The sequence below is a fragment of the Pseudoalteromonas sp. T1lg76 genome (assembly GCF_002964725.1).
GTDB lineage: Bacteria > Pseudomonadota > Gammaproteobacteria > Enterobacterales > Alteromonadaceae > Pseudoalteromonas.
On record NZ_PQCE01000034.1, the window covers coordinates 13,536 to 32,891 of the forward strand.

Genomic DNA, 19,356 nt, shown 5'->3' on the forward strand with positions numbered 1-19,356 from the left:
GCGAAGGAGAAGAATTATGAGTAAAGCAATAACCTTAACGAGCTCTCTGTCGCACTGTGCAAGCTGGCGCGACTACCTGGCCATGTGCAAGGGCAAGGTGGTACTGATGCTGGTACTGACCGCCTGGGTTGGCCTGGCCCTGGCGCCGGATATGGGGCGCTCCTGGGTGCTGCAGCTGATCAGCCTGCTCGGCATTGGTTTACTATCGGCGGCGGCGGCGGTGATCAACCATATTGTCGACCGTGAAATAGACTCGAAGATGGCGCGCACCCGCCATCGCCCGGTGGCCCAGGGGAAGGTCAGTGAGGGACGGGGCTTTGCCTTTGCCGCGCTGCTCGGTGGCATTGGCTTTGTTGCCCTAGTCGGCGCTGCCAACTGGCTGACCGCCTTGTTAACCCTGCTGGCGCTGGTGGGCTATGCGGTGGTTTATACCCTGTTTCTTAAGCGGGCAACGCCGCAAAATATCGTCATTGGTGGTTTGGCCGGTGCCATGCCGCCGTTATTGGGCTGGGTGAGTGAAACCGGGCAGCTGGCCGCCGCGCCTTGGCTTTTGGTGATGATTATTTTTGCCTGGACGCCGCCGCACTTTTGGGCTCTGGCCATTGCCCGTGAAGCGGATTACCGCCGCGCCAATATTCCCATGCTGCCGGTCACCCATGGTATCGATTTTTGTAAAACCTGTGTGCTCGGTTATACCGTGCTCTTGGCTCTGGTCTGTGTGTTGCCCTATCTGATCGGCATGTCCGGGCTCTTCTATCTGCTGGCGGCATCGGCGCTTAACCTGATGTTTATCGCCTATGCCTGGCGCTTAAAGCGCGAGCCTCAGCATCAATCGGCAATGCGTGTTTTTAAGTTCTCTATCCTGCATTTAATGTTACTCTTTGTCGCATTATTTATTGATAAGTGGGTATTTTATGTCGCTTAAGTGGTGGCTGATTGGGGCGCTTACAACCTTGACTCTGGGTTGTAGCAAGCCGGAATTGCATGTGGAGGCCTTGGTGTATGAGCAGCCACGGGTGATAAATGCCTTTAGTCTGGAAGATCAGCATGGCGAGCGAGTTGGTGTGGCCGATTTACAAGGGCAGTGGGATCTGCTGTTTTTAGGCTATACCAGCTGCCCGGATGTGTGCCCCATGACGCTGGCGAAATTGCGCCAGGTCGAGACGCAAGTAAAAGATCATAACCTGAATGTGTGGTTTGTATCTGTGGACCCTCAGCGGGATACGGCGGCGAAACGTCGCCAATATATCACCTACTTTAATCCTCAGTACAAGGCGGTTTCGGCCCCGCATCAGGACCTCTATCCCTTTGTACAAAACCTCGGGCTGATGTACGCCATTAGCGAGCAGCAGGAAGGCGACTACCTGGTGGATCACAGTGCTTCCGTGGTGCTGGTGGACCCGGATGGGAAGATCCGCGCCATCTTTAAGCCAGAATTTGTTGCCGGCTCGGTACCGACCATCAATACCGAGGTCATGGTACGCGAGCTAAAGGCGATTATTGACTATTACCCTGGGTGATCACCCAGGGTTGGGAGAACCACAAATAACGCCCCGATTTGTGCAGCGACGGGGCGGTGCAGTTATAGCGGGCGCGGCCGGGTTTTAAATCCTGTTTGGCCTGCACGGTCACGTGATTGCCGTCGAGCCACTTGATCTCTGCTTGACCCTGGCCGGAGACATAGCAAGCAAACTGATTGTTATGAAAGCCCTTTTCGGCAAATTCCAGGGTGACCTTGGGACGCGGTTCGGCGGTTACAGTGTCGCTATAGTCGAGCTTGGCCAGGGCAAAGGGCAAGGACTCCAGCTTGGTCGCCAGGGTTTCCAGGTCGGCATAAAAACCAGAAGCAGGGAAGCGCGGCAGGCGGGTAAAATCATTGCCTGGGCCCAGGGCACCCGAGTGCTGACCTATGCCTATATAACCTAACTCTTTCACCACCTGCTGCAGTGCCTTATTGAACTCGCCATAAGGGTAGGCCAGGTATTTCAGGCTGTAGCCAATTTCCTCTTCGATACGTTTTTCGGCACTGGTGAGGTCGGCTTTAATGCGGCTGCGCCATTGCTCTTCGCTTTCTCCTTCAAGGCGATGATGGAGATAATCATGACGGCTGCTGTGGTTGGCAATCAGGGCGCCCTGTTTGCTGAGCTCCTTGAGTTGTGCCCAGGTCATCACATAGCCTTTTTGTTCGTCGATCAAAGCCGGATTAACAAAGATGGTGTAGGGGTAGCCAAATTCCGCCAGTATAGGGGCGGCCTGCTCGATATTATTGTCATAGCCGTCATCAAAGGTGATAGCCACTGTTTTATCGTCAAAGGTTTGCCCTTGTTGCAGACTGCTTAGCAGGGTATCCAGGGCAACTACCTTAAATTCATGCTGCTGCAAATACTGTAAATGGGCGCGAAAGGTATCGGCTTCGACACTGGTTACCTTGGGCAGGGTTTTACTGACGTGATGATACTGTAAAATAACCGCTGCCTGGGCAGAGGCGCCAAACAGGGCGCATAAAGAGAAGAATAAATGGGACAATTTTCTATACATAACAACACTCACCATAAAAGCTTATTGCTGCTTGCCGGGCCCATGATTCTATCTAATATCACGGTGCCTTTGCTAGGCCTGGTTGATACCGCGGTTATCGGCCACCTCGGCAGCGCCCATTATTTAGCAGGTATTGCCCTGGGTGCAACGGTTATTTCCATCTTGTTTTGGCTCGCCGGCTTTCTACGTATGAGCACTACCGGGCTTATCGCCGCCGCCTTTGGCGCCGAAGACAAGCAAGAGCTGGTGCAGGCGCTGCAAAAAAGCTTAATGCTGGCGCTGGCGGTGGCGCTGCTCTTGTTGCTGTTACAAAAACCTTTGGGGTCGCTGATGGCGCTGCTTGCCGATGCTTCGCAGCCAACCATGGAGCAGGCCTTTAATTATTTTTATATTCGTATTTATAGTGCCCCGGCGGCCTTGGTGAACCTGGTGCTGCTGGGCTGGATGCTCGGCGTGCAATACGGGCGTGGTCCATTTTTACTGGTGCTGCTCACCAATATCATCAATATCGCTTTGGATATTCTCTTTGTAGTCGGCTTTGGCTGGGGCGTTAAGGGCGCGGCCCTGGCCTCGGTGATCGCCGATTATTGCGCTTTGGCCTTTGCCCTGTGGTTGGTATCGCGATTGTTTGCCAAGCTGCAGTTGCACTGGTGTTGGTCCTTCGGCGCCCGATTGCTGCAACTGGGTGCCCTGCTGCGCCTCAATGGCGATATTTTCCTGCGCTCCTTAATGCTGCAGCTGTGCTTTAGCTTTATGACCTTTTACGGTGCCCGCTTAGGGGATGTGGTGCTGGCCGCCAATGCGGTACTACTGAACTTCCTGCTCTTGATCAGCTTTGCCATGGATGGCATTGCCTATGCCGCCGAGGCCAAGGTGGGGCAGGCGCGTGGGGCGCAATCCGTGCATGGTATTAGAATGTGGGTAAGTATTAGCTTACAGTGGGGTGCTGTATTTGCGGTGCTTTATGCTGTGGGCTTTTATGTTTTTGGGGAGCAGGTGATCCGCTTGCTCACCGATGTGCCCGAGGTTAACAGCCTGGCTATCGCCTATTTGCCCTGGCTGGTGCTGATGCCGCTTATTGCCATGAGTTGTTTTTTATTCGACGGTATTTTTGTCGGTCTTATGCGTGCCAAGGATATGCGCAACACCATGATGCTATCTGCCTTAGTGGGCTTTTTCGGGGTCTTTGTGTTAACCCAAGGCTGGGGAAATCATGCCCTGTGGGCAGCCATGACCGCCTTTATGGCGCTGCGTGGCATTAGTCTGGCGGTGCGTTATCGTCAATTGCTAAAGGCGGATGCTTTACTGCAATAACAAGACGAAATGATTGGTAAAAATGCCAAGGCCGATAAGAAAGGGTTTGAGGTTGCGCTTGGGCTTGGCGCCCAAGCGCTAATCAGCGTCGCAAACTTAGTAGTAAGAGTGGTCGCCATGGCTGTGTTCGGTGATATCACGAACGCCTGTGATTTCGCTGAATTTAGCGACCATTTCCTTCTCGATGCCTTCTTTTAGCGTGACATCGATCATGGAACAACCATTACAGCCGCCGCCAAACTGCAGCACGGCAATGCCTTCGGCGGTGATTTCAACCAATTGTACCTGGCCGCCGTGGTTAGCCAACTGAGGGTTAACCTCGGTTTGCAGCATGTGCTCAACCTGCTCTTCCAAAGTGGCATTGTCCGACAGTTTACGGGCCTTGGCATTAGGCGCTTTAAGGGTCAGTTGGGTGCCCATTTTATCGGTTACGAAATCGATTTCCGCCGCTTCTAGAAAAGGTGCACTTTCCTTGTCGACTACCGCATCAAAACCGTTGAAGTTAAGACGAATATCATCTTCTTCAACCGCATCGGCCGGGCAGTATGACACGCCACATTCGGCCCCTGAGGTACCAGGATTAACAACGAACACTCGGATGTTAGTGCCATCTGCTTGTTCTGAAAGTAGTTTTGCAAAGTGACTTTGCGCGGTTTCTGAAATTGTGATCATAGTAACAACACTATACTTGACTGTTTTACTCGGTTAATGGCTATGATACTCCGCTCATCGCGTTGTCGCCAGTGTTGAACGTAAAAAGTTGGCTTAATTTTAAGCCAATGGTAGCGTGAGAATATGGTTTTTAACTCACTGTTATCCTAATGCGCCGAATTTTACTTTTATTATTAACTGCCTTTGCCTCATCCCTGAGCGCGCAACCGCTCAGCTACTATTTTGGTGACGAGGTTCAATTTGACCCTAAGGTGCCCACGCCGGCATCGGTACTGGGTTATGAGGTTGGTCAGTGGCATGTGCGTCACGACCAGCTGGTTTATTATATGCGTGAGCTAGCTGAGCACAGCGATCGTGTGCAAATGCAAACCATAGGCTATACCCATGAGCAGCGTCCTTTGGTGATGCTGACCATAGCTGCACCCGAGCGACTGGCCAATATTGAGCAGGTGCGTCAGGCTCACCTGGCCCGAGTGACGGGCGAAGACAAGGGCTCATCGAAAACCGCTCCGGCGATTATGTACATGGGTTACAGCGTCCATGGTAATGAGCCTTCCGGCAGTAACGCCGCGCTGTTAGTGGCTTATTATCTGGCCGCGGCGCAGGACCAGCGCGTTGAACGCCTGTTGCAGGAAACAGTGATCCTGCTCGACCCCTCGTTAAACCCGGACGGGCTGGCACGTTTTGCCAACTGGGCTAACTCTAACCGCGCCATGGTGCCCAGTGCCGATCCCAATACCCGCGAGCACAATGAAAACTGGCCAAGCAGCCGCAGTAACCATTATTGGTTCGATCTCAACCGCGACTGGTTGTTATTACAGCACCCTGAGTCGCGAGCCCGTATCGCCCAGTTTCAGCGCTGGCAGCCCAATGTGCTGACCGACTTTCATGAAATGGGGCCAAACAGCACCTTCTTCTTCCAGCCTGGTATCCCCAGTCGTAAAAACCCGCTGACGCCTGACGAAAACGTGGATCTGACCAAGGCCATAGCCGAACATCACGCCCGTATTCTCGACAGCCATGATCGCCTGTATTTTACCGAGGAAGCGTTCGATGACTTTTATGTGGGCAAGGGCTCGACCTACCCGGATGTAAATGGCAGCGTCGGTATTTTGTTTGAGCAGGGCAGCAGTCGCGGCCATGTGCAGGACACCATCAATGGCCGTTTGGAGTTTCCATTTACCATTAAAAATCAGCTGCTAACCAACTTTTCGACCTTTGATGCCGTGGTCGAAAAGCGCCAGCAGCTGCTCGATTATCAGCAAGATTTCTTTGCTCAGGCGAGTCAACTTGCCGATAAAGACAAGATAAAGGGTTATGTGGTCGGTGCGCCAAAAGATTCAACTCGGTTGCGTTATTTCCTCTCTATCCTGGCCCAACATGAGATAAAGGCGTATGCGCTGCAAGAAGATGCGACCGTGGAAAAGCAGCAGTTTGCAGCCCAAAGCAGTTATCTGGTGCCCTTGTCACAGCGCCAATATCGCTTGATCAAGGCCATTTTTAGCGAGCAGCAGAACTTTGTCGATAATACCTTTTATGATGTTTCCGGCTGGACCTTGGCCCATGCCTTTAACCTGGAATTTAAAGAGCTAACTAGCGTTCGCGGCTTAGATGTGGCGTCGCAGCCTTGGTCACCAAGCAGCAGTGCCTCGCAACAGGTATTGCAGCCTCATTATGCCTTTGCCTTTGAGTGGTTCGATTATCACGCCCCTAAACTGCTAACCAAGCTATTGCAGCAAGGCATAGAAGCGCGTGTCGCCCTGGCGCCATTTACCGCCAGCAGCGACGGCCAAAGTCGTGAGCTGGCCGCCGGTTCAATCGTGATTGCTGCAGGATTGCAGCAGCGCGACGACTGGTTAAGGGTACTAAACCAGGTCAGTGCCGAATTTGATATTGATGTGCATGGTATCGATTCAGGGTTAACCCGTCGTGGCGTCGACCTGGGGTCGCGCCAGTTAGCACCAGTGAAGTTACCCAAGGTGCTTTTGGTAGGCGGTGAGCAAAGCAGCCAGTATGAAGTGGGTGAGCTTTGGTATTACCTTGACCGCCATGTGGGTTTAACGCCGAGTATTATCGAGGCCGACGAGTTAACTAAGGTCGATTTGAATACCTACACCCATATCGTTTTTGCCAACGGCCGTTATGCCAGTTTGGCAAAGTCATTTAAAGCCGAGCTGCACACTTGGGTACGTAATGGCGGTGTGGTCTGGGGCCATAAGGGCGGGGCGCAATTCCTGGCCGATGAACAGGTATTAAAGGCCAGCTATTTGTCCCGTAAAGACATGGCGGCGGCTTTTTCAACCCAAGGCCTGACTTATGGCGACAGGGATATGCTGGCGGGTAAGCAGCGTATTGCCGGCGCGATTTTTAATACCAAGGTCGATTTGAGCCATCCGCTAAGTTACTCATTAACCCGCGACGAGTTGCCGGTATTTAAGAACGGCACCTTCTTGCTGGAGCAAGCGTCCGTGCCCTTTGTGAATGTGGCGACCTATACGGAAAAACCTTTGCTTGCCGGTTTTACTCATGAGCAAAACCTGGCACAAATCGCCAACGGTGGTGCCATCCTGGCCCATAGCTATGGCCGTGGTGCCGTGGTGGCCATGACAGACAACCCGGTATTCAGGGGCTTCTGGTATGGCAGCAGCCGTATTTTCAGTAATGCCTTATTCTTTGGCGCGCATATAGATGCCAGCGGCGAGTAAAGCTTCCGCTTGCAAATAGCAGTTTTCTCCCAAGCAAAAGCCGGCGTTTTAGTCGGCTTTTTTATATTAAGTGAATTGGTATTATGTTTTGGCGGTGAGGCAGACGACCCAGGCGGACACCGAGCGGGCTCCTGCTTTTTTTAGTAGTTTTGCGGCGCTATCCAGGGTCGCTCCCGTGGTCAGCACATCATCCACCAAGGCAATATCTAGATTATGCACATCGGCCTGAAGGTTAAAGGCCTGAGCTAGGTTTTTACGTCTTTGCCTGGCCCCAAGTCTGGCCTGAGCCCGAGTACCATGGTGGCGCTCCAAGAGGTTAGTGACAAACAGCTGGGGCGGCAGGGCGTCTTGCCATAGCCGCACCACCTGATTAAAGCCACGCCACACCAGCCGCGAAGGCGCTAGGGGGATAGGAGCGACGAGATGCGGCCAGTGCCAGTTTGGTTGGGTCGACAGCTGTGCAAAATAATGGCTAAGCAGGTTGGAGATGGCCACTTGGCGATACATGCGTTGTTGATATTTATACTGTTTTAACCAGGCCGACAGCGGCGGGCGATACCAGTCCAAGGCCTGCAAGCTGTCTATATAGCGCAGTGGAAACTGGCGTTGAATATCGGCGCGCAGCAGTAAATCTTCCTCTAGGTCGGCGTTGATGCCGCGAAAAGCGCGGATGCAGTGAGCGCATACTTGTTGTCCGGCACAGAGGGGTTGAGCACAGAGCTGGCAGTATTGCGGGAAGAGCCAGGCACAGGCTTTTGTGAATGCGTCCATTGCATAAGCCTTTATTCGCGTTAATAATGCAGGTGTCGGCGTATGGCGCGACAGGGCTTTAATAATAGTGGATGCGGAACAGGTTAAATGCAAAAACAACTGGTGTTGCTTCATGGTTGGGGTATGAACCGTGAGGTATGGGAGTTGGTTCGTCCAGAGCTTAACTTTATTTTTGACGGCGAGGTGCGGGCCCTGGATTTGCCCGGCTATGGTCATGCCCAGCCGTTACAGGGCGAGGGCACTCACTCGGATCTGCCGACCATGGCCAAACAATTATCGGAGCAGTTACAAGACGGCTCCATCCTTGTCGGCTGGTCACTCGGTGGTCTGGTTGCCTTGTATCTGGCGCACTTTTATCCGCATAAGGTCAGCAAGGTGATCTTGGTTGCCTCGACGCCATTTTTTAGCCACAGCTCGAACTGGCCTGGAATTAAGAATGCGGTGTTAGAGCAGTTTAATCAGCAGCTGGTGGAAAACAGCAATAAAACCATAGAGCGTTTTCTTGCCATTCAGGCCATGGGCAGCGAGTCGGCACGTCAGGATATTAAACAGCTGAAGGCGTTTGATACAACAGGCGCCCAGTACCTCGGAGCAGGTGCTTAAGCAGGGGTTAGAGATCCTTGAATATCAGGATTTAAGACAAGAGTTTGCTCATCTTAAGCAGCCCATAGGTGCCATCTTTGGGCGCTTGGATGCCCTGGTGCCTTATAAAGCCATAGAGCAGATGCAGCGCTTAAGGCCACACTTGGATATAGAAGTGTTGGATAAGGCATCTCATGCGCCTTTTATTTCCCATAAGGACGAGTTTGTAGCGGCATTAAAAGCCATGCTGTAGGCGAATGCCAGTCAGCTTAACTGACTGGCATTACAGCCAATAAAGGCATTACTTTTTCAGCTTGGCAAAGGCCTCGGCAAAAGCATTACCCATGGCGGCATTGCCTTGATCCTTGCTGCGGTTATTGCCCTTCTTACTAGGTGCTGCACTTTTCTTTGCCGCCGGTTTAGCTGTGCTCTTAGCGCCTGCACCCGCACCCGCAGCAGGCAGCTCGTCATTTAGGCGCATGGTAAAGCTGATGCGCTTACGGGCGCTATCGACTTCCAACACCTTGACCTTAACGATATCGCCGGCCTTCACCACCTCGCGCGGATCGCTAATAAACTTGTCGGTCAGTGCCGAGATGTGTACTAAGCCGTCTTGATGCACGCCGACATCGACAAAGGCACCAAAGTTGGCGACGTTGGATACCACGCCTTCAAGCACCATGCCGGGCTTTAAGTCGTTAATGGTTTCTACGCCGGCCTTAAATGCCGCGGTTTTAAACTCAGGACGTGGATCGCGGCCCGGCTTATGCAGTTCGCTGATGATATCGGTGACCGTGGGCAGACCGAATTGCTCATCTGTGTAGTCAGCGGCATTGAGACCTTTTAGCACTTCGGCATTACCGATCAAATGGGCGATATCCTGATCGTTGGCGGCACAAATATTCTTAACCAAGGGATAGGCTTCCGGGTGAACCGCAGAGGCATCCAGGGGATCGGCGCCACCGACGATGCGTAAGAAGCCGGCGCTTTGTTCAAATGCTTTTGGCCCCAAACGCTCAACCTTTTTCAATTCGCTACGCTTGCTGAAGGCACCATTGTTATCGCGGTACTTAACGATATTCTGCGCCAGGGTTTTGTTTAAGCCGGAAACGCGTGTCAGCAGGGGCACCGAGGCGGTATTTACGTCGACACCCACGGCATTTACACAGTCTTCAACCACGGAAGTCAGGGTTTGTCCTAGCTGGCTTTGCGAGACATCGTGTTGGTATTGACCCACACCGATGGATTTTGGCTCGATTTTTACCAGTTCGGCGAGGGGATCCTGCAGGCGACGGGCGATCGACACGGCACCGCGCAGGGAAACGTCGAGATCCGGGAATTCTTGAGCGGCGAACTCGGACGCCGAATACACGGAGGCACCGGCTTCGCTGACCATGATCTTGCTTAATTTCAACTCCGGAGCCGCTTTAATCAGTTCGGCAACCAGTTTATCGCTTTCGCGACTGGCGGTGCCGTTACCGACGGCGATCAGTTGTACCTTGTGCTGACGGCATAGTTGCTCCAGCGTACGCAATGACTTATCCCACTGATTTTGCGGAGCATGAGGGAAAATGGTGGCGGTGGCCAGGAGTTTGCCCGTGCTATCGACCACGGCAATTTTACAGCCGGTACGAAGACCCGGATCCAGGCCCAGGGTGACCTTGGCGCCTGCCGGGGCCGCCATAAGCAGGTCTTTAAGGTTTTTGGCGAACACATCGATAGCGCCGGTTTCGGCCTGTTCGCGCATATTGGCAAGAAACTCATTTTCCAGATGTAACGCCAGCTTCACCTTCCAGGTCCATTGGGCTACCTGTGCCAGCCATTTGCTCGCCGCTTTCCCTTCGATGGCGAGATCGAAATGACGGGCGATCATGTTGACGCACAGGGCATGACCGTCTTCGCTTTGCGCATCCGGATTAATGCTTAGGGCCAACACTCCCTCGTTACGGGCACGTAACATGGCCAAGGCGCGATGTGATGGGATGCTGGCAATGGCTTCGCTGTGCTCAAAGTAATCCTGATACTTGGCGCCGGCTTTTTCCTGACCGGCGATCACGGTACTGCTAATATGGCCATGTTGCTTGATATGGCTGCGTAGTTTAGCCAACAGTTTGGCATCTTCGGCGAAGCGCTCCATCAGGATATAGCGGGCTCCTTCGAGGGCCGCTTTGCTGTCGGCCACGCCTTTATCGGCGTCGACGAAACGAGCGGCTTCGCTTTCCGGATCTAAATTGGCATCGTTTAGCAGCGCGTCGGCGAGGGGCTCAAGGCCGGCTTCAATGGCTATCTGGCCTTTAGTGCGACGCTTGGGTTTATAAGGCAGATACAGGTCTTCAAGTTCTGTTTTGGTTGCCGCAGCGGCAATATCGGCGGCTAGTTGCGGCGTTAACTTATCTTGTTCGCTAATGGTTTTAATGATGAATTGGCGGCGCTCTTCGAGTTCGCGCAGATAACCTAAACGTTGCTCTAGAGTGCGCAGTTGGGTGTCGTCCAGGCCACCGGTTACTTCTTTACGGTAACGGGCAATAAATGGCACCGTAGCGCCTTCATCTAAAAGCTTAGTTGCTGCTAGCACTTGCTGTTCTTGCGCTTGTAATTCCTGCGCCAGAATCGTGGTGAGATTAGCCATTAATAACCTTATATCTTGGTGCCCAAAGCAGGGCTAATACGAGTAAAATTAACTGGATAATATCACAGCTTGTCACGAACGACAGGGCAAATTTGTCGTTCGTGACCCGCATCTTAAGTGCCTTAAAACGGCTTGTTAGTGAGGGTGTTCTACGCTGGCAACCACGTCCTGAAATGACTGTGCAACCGGGGTAATATCCAAGCCCATATTCAGGGTTTTGGCGATTTTACGGGCGCAGAGAATACCGCGGATTTGCTCATTCTCGGTCACCAACAGGTAGAAACTGCCGGTTCGCTCCATGGTGCTCAGGACGTTGCCTAACGAGGTATTGCGCACCGCCAACATGGTGATGCATGGCAGTACATGCAGGGAGCGCATTACATCATGGACCATCAGCTCACTGGGCTTAAGACCAAGCTGCAGGGCTTGGGTGGTCACGCGAATACTTTGTAGCTCAACGCTTGAGGTGACTCCTATCACTTGGCCTTGCTCATCAAGTACCATGAGCGCATCTGTCGGTGTGCTGCTGGCCAATTTACGCGCCGCCGTCAGCGGGGTGTTGGCCTGCACACAAATGGGGCTTTGCAGGGTGAAGTCTTGCAACAGGCTTAAGGCGCCACTGCTGGTATCTAGCTGTAAGTGTGACTCGTGTGCGCTCGCCAATTGAGCACCATCAAGAATATGGTGTGTACGTAATGAATTAAAATTAGTCATGATATTTCTCCAAAAAAATTGTAAATAAAACAGTTTTTTAAGAGAGGTGTGGCGGTGCTCTTTGTTGTGCTGCGGTGAGCACTCGACGGTTAAGCGGCGCGCTGGGCGCTATCGACACTGTATTTTTTGCTAAGGCAGCTTGCTTAATAGCAGGGCTTAGCGGATGCTCAGGGTCGTGATCATTATCGCTATCATGATTGATATTTTGTGCCGTATCGACACTAACGGTAAGGCTATACTGGTCACTGGAGTTGGCAGCTGAGGTGAATAGGTGTTGGCTTGCGAATAGGCCGCATAGGGCAAACAAGGCAAACACAAAAAGCAGGTTGTACTTCAAGTTGTACTTTTGCATACCATCACCTGCCTATAAAATTACTACCTAGGGGTAAATATGACCCTGTTTATATGAACGAAAACTGAACATTATTTATGAAAACGAAATTAATCACCCGCCGTGGTTATCTGCAATTACAAACTGAACTCGATCATTTATGGCGAACCGAGCGTCCTGAAGTAACAAAAAAAGTGGCCTGGGCGGCGAGTTTGGGCGATCGCTCTGAGAATGCCGATTACCAATATAATAAGAAGCGTCTGCGGGAAATTGACCGCCGAGTCAGATACTTAAGAAAGCGATTGGACGAGCTTAGAGTCGTAGATTACAGCCCGCAGCAAGAAGGTAAGGTGTTCTTTGGTGCCTATGTGGAGGTTGAAGATGAGCAAGGCGAAGTGCTGGCCTTTCAAATCGTCGGCCCAGATGAAATTTACGATAACAAGGCCGTGGTTTCCATTGATGCCCCTATGGCTCGCGCTCTGTTGAAAAAGGAAGTCGATGACGAGGCTTGGGTGAATACGCCTAATGGTCGAAAGTTGTGGTATATCAATAGTATTCGCTATCAGCCAGGTGAGGAGTAAGGCGGAAAACAAATGTAACAATCTTCTTAACCTTGGGCGTTTCCCAACTCGGGTATTTCGCATATAGTTAAGGCTACAACAAGAAAAATTAAGCAAGAAGATGGGACAAGAAACCACCAAAATCCTCGTTGTCGATGATGATATGCGTTTGCGCAGCCTGTTAGAAAGATACCTGGTTGAGCAGGGCTTTATCGTTCGCAGTGCCGCAAACTCAGAGCAAATGGATAAATTGCTGGAGCGGGAAAACTTCCACCTCATGGTGCTCGATCTAATGCTGCCCGGTGAAGACGGTTTGTCAATTTGTCGTCGTTTACGACAAAAGGAAAATGAAATTCCGATTGTTATGTTGACCGCGAAAGGGGACGAGGTGGATCGCATTATCGGCTTGGAACTCGGTGCCGATGATTATATCCCTAAGCCTTTTAATCCCCGTGAATTGCTGGCCCGTGTAAAGGCCATTCTGCGCCGCCGCGCCAAAGAGGTGCCCGGTGCCCCTTCTGCCGAAGAGAACCTGGTAAAATTCGGTGAATTTGCCCTTAATCTGGCGACCCGGGAAATGACCCGAGGCGATGAGGTGATCTCCCTGACCAGCGGCGAGTTTGCTGTGCTTAAAGCCTTGGTTTCGCACCCTCGCGAGCCGTTAAGTCGGGATAAATTGATGAACCTGGCTCGAGGTCGTGACTATAGCGCCCTGGAGCGCAGCATCGATGTGCAGGTGTCGCGCCTGAGGCGGATGATAGAGGTGGATGCCGCCAATCCTCGCTATATTCAAACCGTTTGGGGACTAGGTTACGTATTCGTACCCGACGGCAATAAATAGATGCACTTACTTCCTCGAAGCGCTTTTGGACAAACGGTTTTCCTGGTTGGCGCCCTACTGCTGATCAACCAGGTGGTGTCTTATGTAGCGGTGAGCTTCTATGTGGTTAAGCCGACTATAGAGCAGGTCAATATCATGCTCGCCAAGCAGGTAAAAACCGTGTTTATCGGCGTTAATGACGGCGTTGAGGTGAGTGATGAAGTGTCCAAGCGTTTCCTTGAGGAAACCGGCATTGAGATATTAACTCAGCGCGATGCCTACATTAATGGCTTAGGTGAAGCGCGAGAGTACTCCATGCTCTCGAATATTATGTCGCAGCAGCTCAATGGCTCGGCGCGGGTGCGCATCAGTCAAACCGATCCTCTGGTTTATTGGATAGAGCCACCGCAGGCACCGGGTTATTGGGTGCGGGTGCCGCTGTCGGGCTTTACCGAAGCCAATATTGAATTCCTCACCTTTTACCTGACCAGTATCGGTTTTCTCAGTGTGCTCGGCGGCTGGCTCTTTGCCCGTCACCTCAACCGCCCGTTAAAGGCCTTGCAGGAAGCGGCGATTAAGGTGAGTAAGGGGGACTTCAGTACCGAGGTCGATGAGCAAGGTTCGACGGAAATGGTGGAAGTGACCCGGGCCTTTAACAAGATGTCCCGTGGCATTGCCGCCCTTGAGCAGGACAGGCGCTTGCTTATGGCTGGTGTCTCCCACGATTTGCGTACCCCCTTAACTCGTATTCGTCTGGCGACGGAAATGATGTCTGACGATGAGGACTACCTGCGAGAAGGCATTATTCATGATATCGAAGACATGAATGCCATTATTGATCAGTTTATTGAGTACCTGCGCCACCATGATAAGGGCGATTATCAAAGGGAAGATCTGAATGCCCTGGTGGAAGAAGTAGTGCATGCGGAGCAGCAGCATGGGCGCGTGCAGGGGCGGGAAATTAGCGCCCACCTCAACCCCAGTTTGCCCAATGTGCCCATGAGCCATGTAGCCATTAAGCGGGTGCTGACCAATATGATTGAAAACGCTCTGCGTTACTCCAGTGCCGATATAGATGTGGTAACCCACTATAATGCCCGTAAAACTCATGTTTGTGTGAGCGTAAAAGACAGAGGTCCGGGCATTCCCGAGTCTGAGCTGGAAAAGGTGTTTGCGCCCTTTACCCAGGGCGATCAGGCTCGTGGCAGTGAGGGCAGCGGTTTAGGCCTGGCCATTATTAAGCGCATTATTACCATGCATAACGGCCGGGTGGAATTAAGAAATCGCAAGGAAGGCGGTTTGTGTGCCACCATCTACCTACCCATAAAAACGCCGGCATAAAGCCGGCGTTGCACCCTGTTTGTTTCCTTTTGCCCTTGCGCTAGGCACCGGTCTGTTGATTGAGTTATAAGCTCACTGCTAGGCTCTAGTAACAAAAACGCCAGCATAAAGCTGGCGTTGGTGCGAATTCTCAGCGCTATGGCTAAGTTAAAGAAGTTGACCCTTAGCTATTAGGGCCAGCTTGTTTAATGGCGTCAGATACGTCGTACTTAGCAAAGTTCTCGTTAAAGTCGTTCGCTAGTTTCTGTGCGTATTCTGCGTATTTCTCTTTGTCGTTCCAAGTGTTGATTGGGTTTAGAACCGCGCTATCAACGCCAGGTACGGCTACCGGTACGTCTAGGTTTAGTACGTCGATATGTTGAGTTTCAACGTCGGCTAGTTTGCCAGATACGATAGCATCAACAACGGCACGCGTAGTCGGGATGTCGAAACGCTTACCAACGCCGTAAGGACCACCAGTCCAACCTGTGTTTACTAGGTATACCTTGGCACCGAACTCACGTACGCGCTTCATTAGAAGCTCTGCGTAAACGCCAGCTGGGCGAGGGAAGAAAGGTGCGCCGAAACAAGTAGAGAAAGTTGATTCGATATCAGAAGTTGAACCGATTTCGGTTGAACCTACTTTCGCTGTGTAACCGCTTAGGAAGTGGTATGCAGCTGCTTCTTCGCTTAGTACAGAAACAGGAGGTAGTACGCCACTTACGTCACAAGTTAGGAATACCACGGCCTTAGGCTCACCAGCGCGGTTTTCTTCTTTACGCTTGGCTACGTGCTCAAGTGGGTACGCGGCACGAGTATTCTGCGTAAGTGATGAATCCGTGTAATCAGGAGTACGTGTGTCATCTAGAACAACGTTCTCAAGGATGGTGCCGAAGCGGATAGCATCCCAGATTACCGGCTCATTCTTCTGAGACAGGTCGATACATTTCGCGTAACAACCGCCTTCGATGTTAAATACGCTGCCAGGTGCCCAGCCGTGCTCGTCATCACCGATTAGGAAACGGCTTGGATCCGCAGAAAGAGTTGTTTTACCAGTACCTGATAGACCGAAGAACAGGGCAGTGTCGCCTGCTTCGCCTACGTTTGCAGAGCAGTGCATAGGTAGCACGCCTTTAGCTGGAAGTAGGAAGTTCTGTACTGAGAACATAGATTTTTTCATTTCGCCGGCGTAGTGCATACCAGCAAGTAGTACTTTACGCTCTGCGAAGTTGATGATGACCGTTCCGTCACTGTTTGTACCGTCACGCTCTGGCTCACATACAAACGAAGGTACATTTAGGATTTGCCACTGTGGCATGTTGGCCTTGTTGAAGTGCTCAGGCTGGATGAACATGTTTTTAGCGAAAACATGGTGCCAAGCAGTTTCAGTGGTTACAACGATTGGTAAGTAGTGCTCTGGATCCGCACCTACTTCAAGGTGAGAAACGAAGTGGTCGTTTTGCGATACATGATTCTCAACTCGCTCCCAAAGGGCGTTGAATTTATCAGCATCGAAAGGACGGTTAACGTTACCCCATTGGATATCGTTCTCGGTGCTAGACTCTTTTACGATAAAACGATCGTTAGGAGAGCGGCCGGTACGACGACCAGTTTTAGCCACGAAAGCTCCGTTAGCAGCAAGAGAACCTTCACCACGGCGAATTGCCTGCTCGATTAGTTCTGCAGTTGTAAGATCAACAAAACGAGTAGCGCTTGAAGTCATGTTTTTACCTAAAAGTTGTGAGAGATTGAACGGTTAATCTAAAGCGGTGTGAGAGTGCTTTGATATGCAAATTATAGTAACAGATGGTTTGTGCATATACGAGCTTTGAAGTCGCTAAAAATGCCCGTTTTAGGTGAAAAAACATGAATAATTACAGTGATACCGGTGTCATGAAAAATGCATGTTCTTATGATACCGGTGTCATTTTTATTCATAAAAAAACTCGGGCGTTAATAACCCGAGTTTTTTATCGCCTTCGTTTAGGCCTATATTAATTGAAAATCGCTTTAATCTGCTCTTCGTTAAAGCGGTAATCAGTCAGGCAATAATGACAGCTGATCACTATCTCGCCATTTTGATGGACGTCGGCGAGCAACTCTTCCTGGCCTATATTGACTAGGGCATCCATGGTTTTTTCACGGCTACAGGTACATTTAAAGCGAATCGGCTGCGGCTCGAACAACTGGGGGTTGTCTTCGTGATAAAGGCGCGTTAGCACTGTATGGGCATCGAGGTTGAGCAGCTCATCGTTAGTAACCGTGTCGCTCAGTGTTTCTAAATGGCTGAAATCGGCTTCCGATTTCTCCCCTTGATGCACAGGCAATACCTGCAAAAATAAACCTGCGGCGCGCTCTTGGCCTTCGGTGACATCGGTGGCAAACCACAGACGCGTGCGCAGCTGCTCCGACTGGGCAAAATACTGCTCAACACATTTTGCCAAGGTGTCATGCTCTAGGGGCACTATGCCCTGGTAGCGCTCGCCTTTGACAGGAGTGATGGTGATGATCATATGACCCTTACCCATCAACTCAAGCAGGTTGTCGCTTTTTATTTCACCCTGCATACGGGCTACACCGCGCATATTTTGTTCATGGTCACCATTTATTGCGGCAAATTTAACCGGGCCATCGCCCTGGATTTGCACATTAATATGGCCTTGAAACTTTAAGGTTGCTGTGAGTAAAGAAGTCGTTACAAACAGCTCGCCCAAGAGTTTTTTAACCGGGTCAGGGTAGTCGCGTCCTACCACCATTTGGGTGAAAGCGTCACTTACTTGCACTAACTCGCCGCGCACGTCGAGTTGTTCAAAAATATAACGATATAGTAGATCTTGCTGCATGTGTTTCTCTATCTGGCTTTAAACTTGATCAGTTCACGGCGCTGTTTTTTATCCGGCTTGTGATCTGGATGCGGTGCAAAGAAGGCGTTATTTTTCCGGGCTTGCGCGTTTTCTTCGCGTTTTTGCTTACTTTGCTCTGTTTCCTCATAGCAAGTCACAGCAATGGGGGCGGCAACGCGTTTTTCAAGTAATTTAATTACCGTAATTTGCTTTTCATCGAAGCCCTGAGCGAGACGAATTTGCGCACCTACCTCAACCTGTTTGCTGGGTTTACAGCGTTGTCCATTGTAATGTACTCGGCCGCCTTGCACCATCTCGCGAGCCAGGGCGCGGGTCTTATATAAACGCACCGCCCAAAGCCACTTATCTAAGCGTACCGGGTCGGGTTTTTGTTCGGGGGTTTTGGTCACGATGTTTGGCCTTATTGCAAGCCCATATATAGAGGGGCAAAGTTAACATATAAGCAAGTGTAAAAAAAGTTGGCAAGATTGTAATACAGATGCCTTACTTAGCTTATATAGTCCTTGCCCGATTTTACATATTGCTACAGTACGCGCTTGTTGAACGCAGGTGATGAATGTACTATGTGGCGTTAGTTAACAGAATGATAATAGTGAACAGTTTTGGATTTAGCCCAACTACAACAAAGGCTTAAACAGCTTCCACAGACGAAGATTGTGACTGCTATAGTGCTGGCTACGACAATATATTGTGGCTATTTAGCGGCTTCGTTGGTGTGGTTACTGTGGCCACAACCGCAAGTTACGGCGGTCATGCCGCCGGCGACGGCCTCGTCGACGGCAAAAAATGGCGTCAATATTGCCGCTATTAAGGCAGTTAAATTATTTGGTGATGCTGCGGCGGTAGTGCAGGAGCAGCCCAAGCAAGAAGTGACCAGCGATGCTCCTGAGACACGTTTAAGCATCAACCTTACCGGGGTTGTGGCGGCCACCGATGATAATAGTGCTGGCTTGGCCATTATCGAATCCCAGGGTAGCCAGGAAACCTACGGCATAGATGATGTGATCAAGGGCACCCGAGCAAAACTGGCTAAAGTTTTGCCCGATCGCGCCATTTTGGACGTTAACGGTCGTTTTGAAACCCTGATGCTCGATGGCGTCAGTTTTACCAAAACGGTCAGTATGCCGGTGCCGGCCAGCAAGGAGCCAGAAAAATCCGGACCCAGCCGACAACAGGCTAAGCAAAGCGTTAATGTCACCGCCGATCCCGAACTCAAAGCAGAGTTACAACAAAAACGCGAAGAGGTATTGGCGGATCCTGGCAAGCTGACGGATTATATTCGTGTTAGTCCGGTGCGCAACCAGGGACAGTTGCAGGGTTACAAGTTAAGTCCGGGTAAAGATCCCCTGCTGTTTAAGCAGATGGGCTTAGAGAATAATGATATTGCTGTTGCGATTAATGGCTTCAACTCACCGATATGAAACAAGCAATGGCGGCTTTGCAGGAGCTTCGTTCAAGTACAGAAGCGGCGATTACGGTCAACCGTAATGGCCAGCTTATCGACGTGCAATTTAGCCTGCAATAATCACAAAGTGT

Annotated in this window: 16 protein-coding genes and 2 pseudogenes; 9 read left to right on the forward strand and 9 right to left on the reverse strand. The window is 51.2% G+C overall.

Translation table 11 applies throughout. The features are described from left to right. Positions 1-16 precede the first annotated feature (16 nt). Together cyoE and C2M35_RS12510 are read left to right on the forward strand one after the other, a co-directional pair. On the forward strand, positions 17-925 hold the full coding sequence (gene cyoE, locus C2M35_RS12505; RefSeq protein WP_105265496.1) for a heme o synthase: 909 nt from the start codon (positions 17-19) through the stop codon (positions 923-925). Next, positions 915-1,520, forward strand: a complete 606-nt coding sequence (locus C2M35_RS12510; protein ID WP_105265497.1) for an SCO family protein — start codon at positions 915-917, stop codon at positions 1,518-1,520. Before cyoE ends, C2M35_RS12510 begins: the two co-directional genes overlap by 11 nt. Here the strand turns inward: C2M35_RS12510 and C2M35_RS12515 are convergent. Beyond that, positions 1,498-2,538: a polysaccharide deacetylase family protein gene (locus C2M35_RS12515; RefSeq protein ID WP_199774426.1), complete on the reverse strand. Its 1,041-nt coding sequence runs from the start codon at positions 2,536-2,538 to the stop codon at positions 1,498-1,500. The genes C2M35_RS12510 and C2M35_RS12515 overlap by 23 nt on opposite strands. On the opposite strand from C2M35_RS12515, the gene dinF reads away from it, so the two are divergent. After that, positions 2,518-3,852, forward strand: coding sequence for an MATE family efflux transporter DinF (gene dinF / locus C2M35_RS12520; RefSeq protein WP_105265498.1), 1,335 nt, complete (start codon positions 2,518-2,520; stop codon positions 3,850-3,852). The genes C2M35_RS12515 and dinF overlap by 21 nt on opposite strands. Positions 3,853-3,948: 96 nt before the next feature. Here dinF and nfuA read toward each other — a convergent pair whose 3' ends face one another. Beyond that, positions 3,949-4,524, reverse strand: coding sequence for a Fe-S biogenesis protein NfuA (nfuA, locus tag C2M35_RS12525; protein WP_105199989.1), 576 nt, complete (start codon positions 4,522-4,524; stop codon positions 3,949-3,951). Between the two features lie 149 nt (positions 4,525-4,673). On the opposite strand from nfuA, the gene C2M35_RS12530 reads away from it, so the two are divergent. Beyond that, on the forward strand, positions 4,674-7,229 hold the full coding sequence (locus C2M35_RS12530; RefSeq protein WP_105265499.1) for a M14 metallopeptidase family protein: 2,556 nt from the start codon (positions 4,674-4,676) through the stop codon (positions 7,227-7,229). Between the two features lie 81 nt (positions 7,230-7,310). On the opposite strand, the gene C2M35_RS12535 is transcribed toward C2M35_RS12530, so the two are convergent. Continuing rightward, the gene (locus C2M35_RS12535; protein WP_105265500.1) at positions 7,311-8,000 is read right to left on the reverse strand and encodes a ComF family protein; all 690 of its coding nucleotides are present in this window, start codon (positions 7,998-8,000) and stop codon (positions 7,311-7,313) included. An 87-nt stretch (positions 8,001-8,087) separates the two neighbouring features. Here C2M35_RS12535 and bioH point away from each other — a divergent pair. Beyond that, a pseudogene (gene bioH / locus C2M35_RS12540) lies at positions 8,088-8,835 on the forward strand (pimeloyl-ACP methyl ester esterase BioH). A 48-nt stretch (positions 8,836-8,883) separates the two neighbouring features. Here bioH and C2M35_RS12545 read toward each other — a convergent pair. The 3 genes from C2M35_RS12545 to C2M35_RS12555 form a co-directional block, all read right to left on the reverse strand. After that, positions 8,884-11,211 (reverse strand): Tex family protein, encoded by a 2,328-nt coding sequence (locus C2M35_RS12545; RefSeq protein ID WP_105265501.1) that lies wholly within the window; start codon positions 11,209-11,211, stop codon positions 8,884-8,886. A 135-nt stretch (positions 11,212-11,346) separates the two neighbouring features. Continuing rightward, a complete protein-coding gene (locus C2M35_RS12550; RefSeq protein WP_105265502.1) occupies positions 11,347-11,925 on the reverse strand; it encodes a CBS domain-containing protein in 579 nt (192 codons plus the stop codon). 37 nt (positions 11,926-11,962) lie between these two features. Then, a complete protein-coding gene (locus C2M35_RS12555) occupies positions 11,963-12,277 on the reverse strand; it encodes a hypothetical protein (RefSeq protein WP_105199995.1) in 315 nt (104 codons plus the stop codon). A gap of 77 nt (positions 12,278-12,354) precedes the next feature. On the opposite strand from C2M35_RS12555, the gene greB reads away from it, so the two are divergent. The 3 genes from greB to envZ all read left to right on the forward strand — a co-directional run bounded on the left by greB (position 12,355) and on the right by envZ (position 14,977). Continuing rightward, positions 12,355-12,837, forward strand: coding sequence for a transcription elongation factor GreB (gene greB, locus C2M35_RS12560; protein WP_105265503.1), 483 nt, complete (start codon positions 12,355-12,357; stop codon positions 12,835-12,837). A gap of 100 nt (positions 12,838-12,937) precedes the next feature. Further along, on the forward strand, positions 12,938-13,657 hold the full coding sequence (gene ompR / locus C2M35_RS12565; protein WP_105188058.1) for an osmolarity response regulator transcription factor OmpR: 720 nt from the start codon (positions 12,938-12,940) through the stop codon (positions 13,655-13,657). Further along, complete coding sequence (envZ, locus tag C2M35_RS12570) at positions 13,658-14,977, forward strand: two-component system sensor histidine kinase EnvZ (RefSeq protein ID WP_105265504.1); 1,320 nt, start codon at positions 13,658-13,660, stop codon at positions 14,975-14,977. It abuts the gene before it with no gap. Between the two features lie 163 nt (positions 14,978-15,140). Here the strand turns inward: envZ and C2M35_RS12575 are convergent, their stop codons facing one another. From C2M35_RS12575 to hslR, 3 genes are all read right to left on the reverse strand, one after another. Next, complete coding sequence (locus tag C2M35_RS12575) at positions 15,141-16,679, reverse strand: phosphoenolpyruvate carboxykinase (RefSeq protein ID WP_105199998.1); 1,539 nt, start codon at positions 16,677-16,679, stop codon at positions 15,141-15,143. A 271-nt stretch (positions 16,680-16,950) separates the two neighbouring features. Then, a complete protein-coding gene (gene hslO, locus C2M35_RS12580) occupies positions 16,951-17,799 on the reverse strand; it encodes an Hsp33 family molecular chaperone HslO (protein ID WP_105199999.1) in 849 nt (282 codons plus the stop codon). Positions 17,800-17,807: 8 nt separating this feature from the next. Then, positions 17,808-18,209 (reverse strand): ribosome-associated heat shock protein Hsp15, encoded by a 402-nt coding sequence (gene hslR / locus C2M35_RS12585; RefSeq protein WP_234000064.1) that lies wholly within the window; start codon positions 18,207-18,209, stop codon positions 17,808-17,810. Between the two features lie 213 nt (positions 18,210-18,422). On the opposite strand from hslR, the pseudogene gspC reads away from it, so the two are divergent. Next, a pseudogene (gspC, locus tag C2M35_RS12590) lies at positions 18,423-19,345 on the forward strand (type II secretion system protein GspC). Positions 19,346-19,356 lie beyond the last annotated feature (11 nt).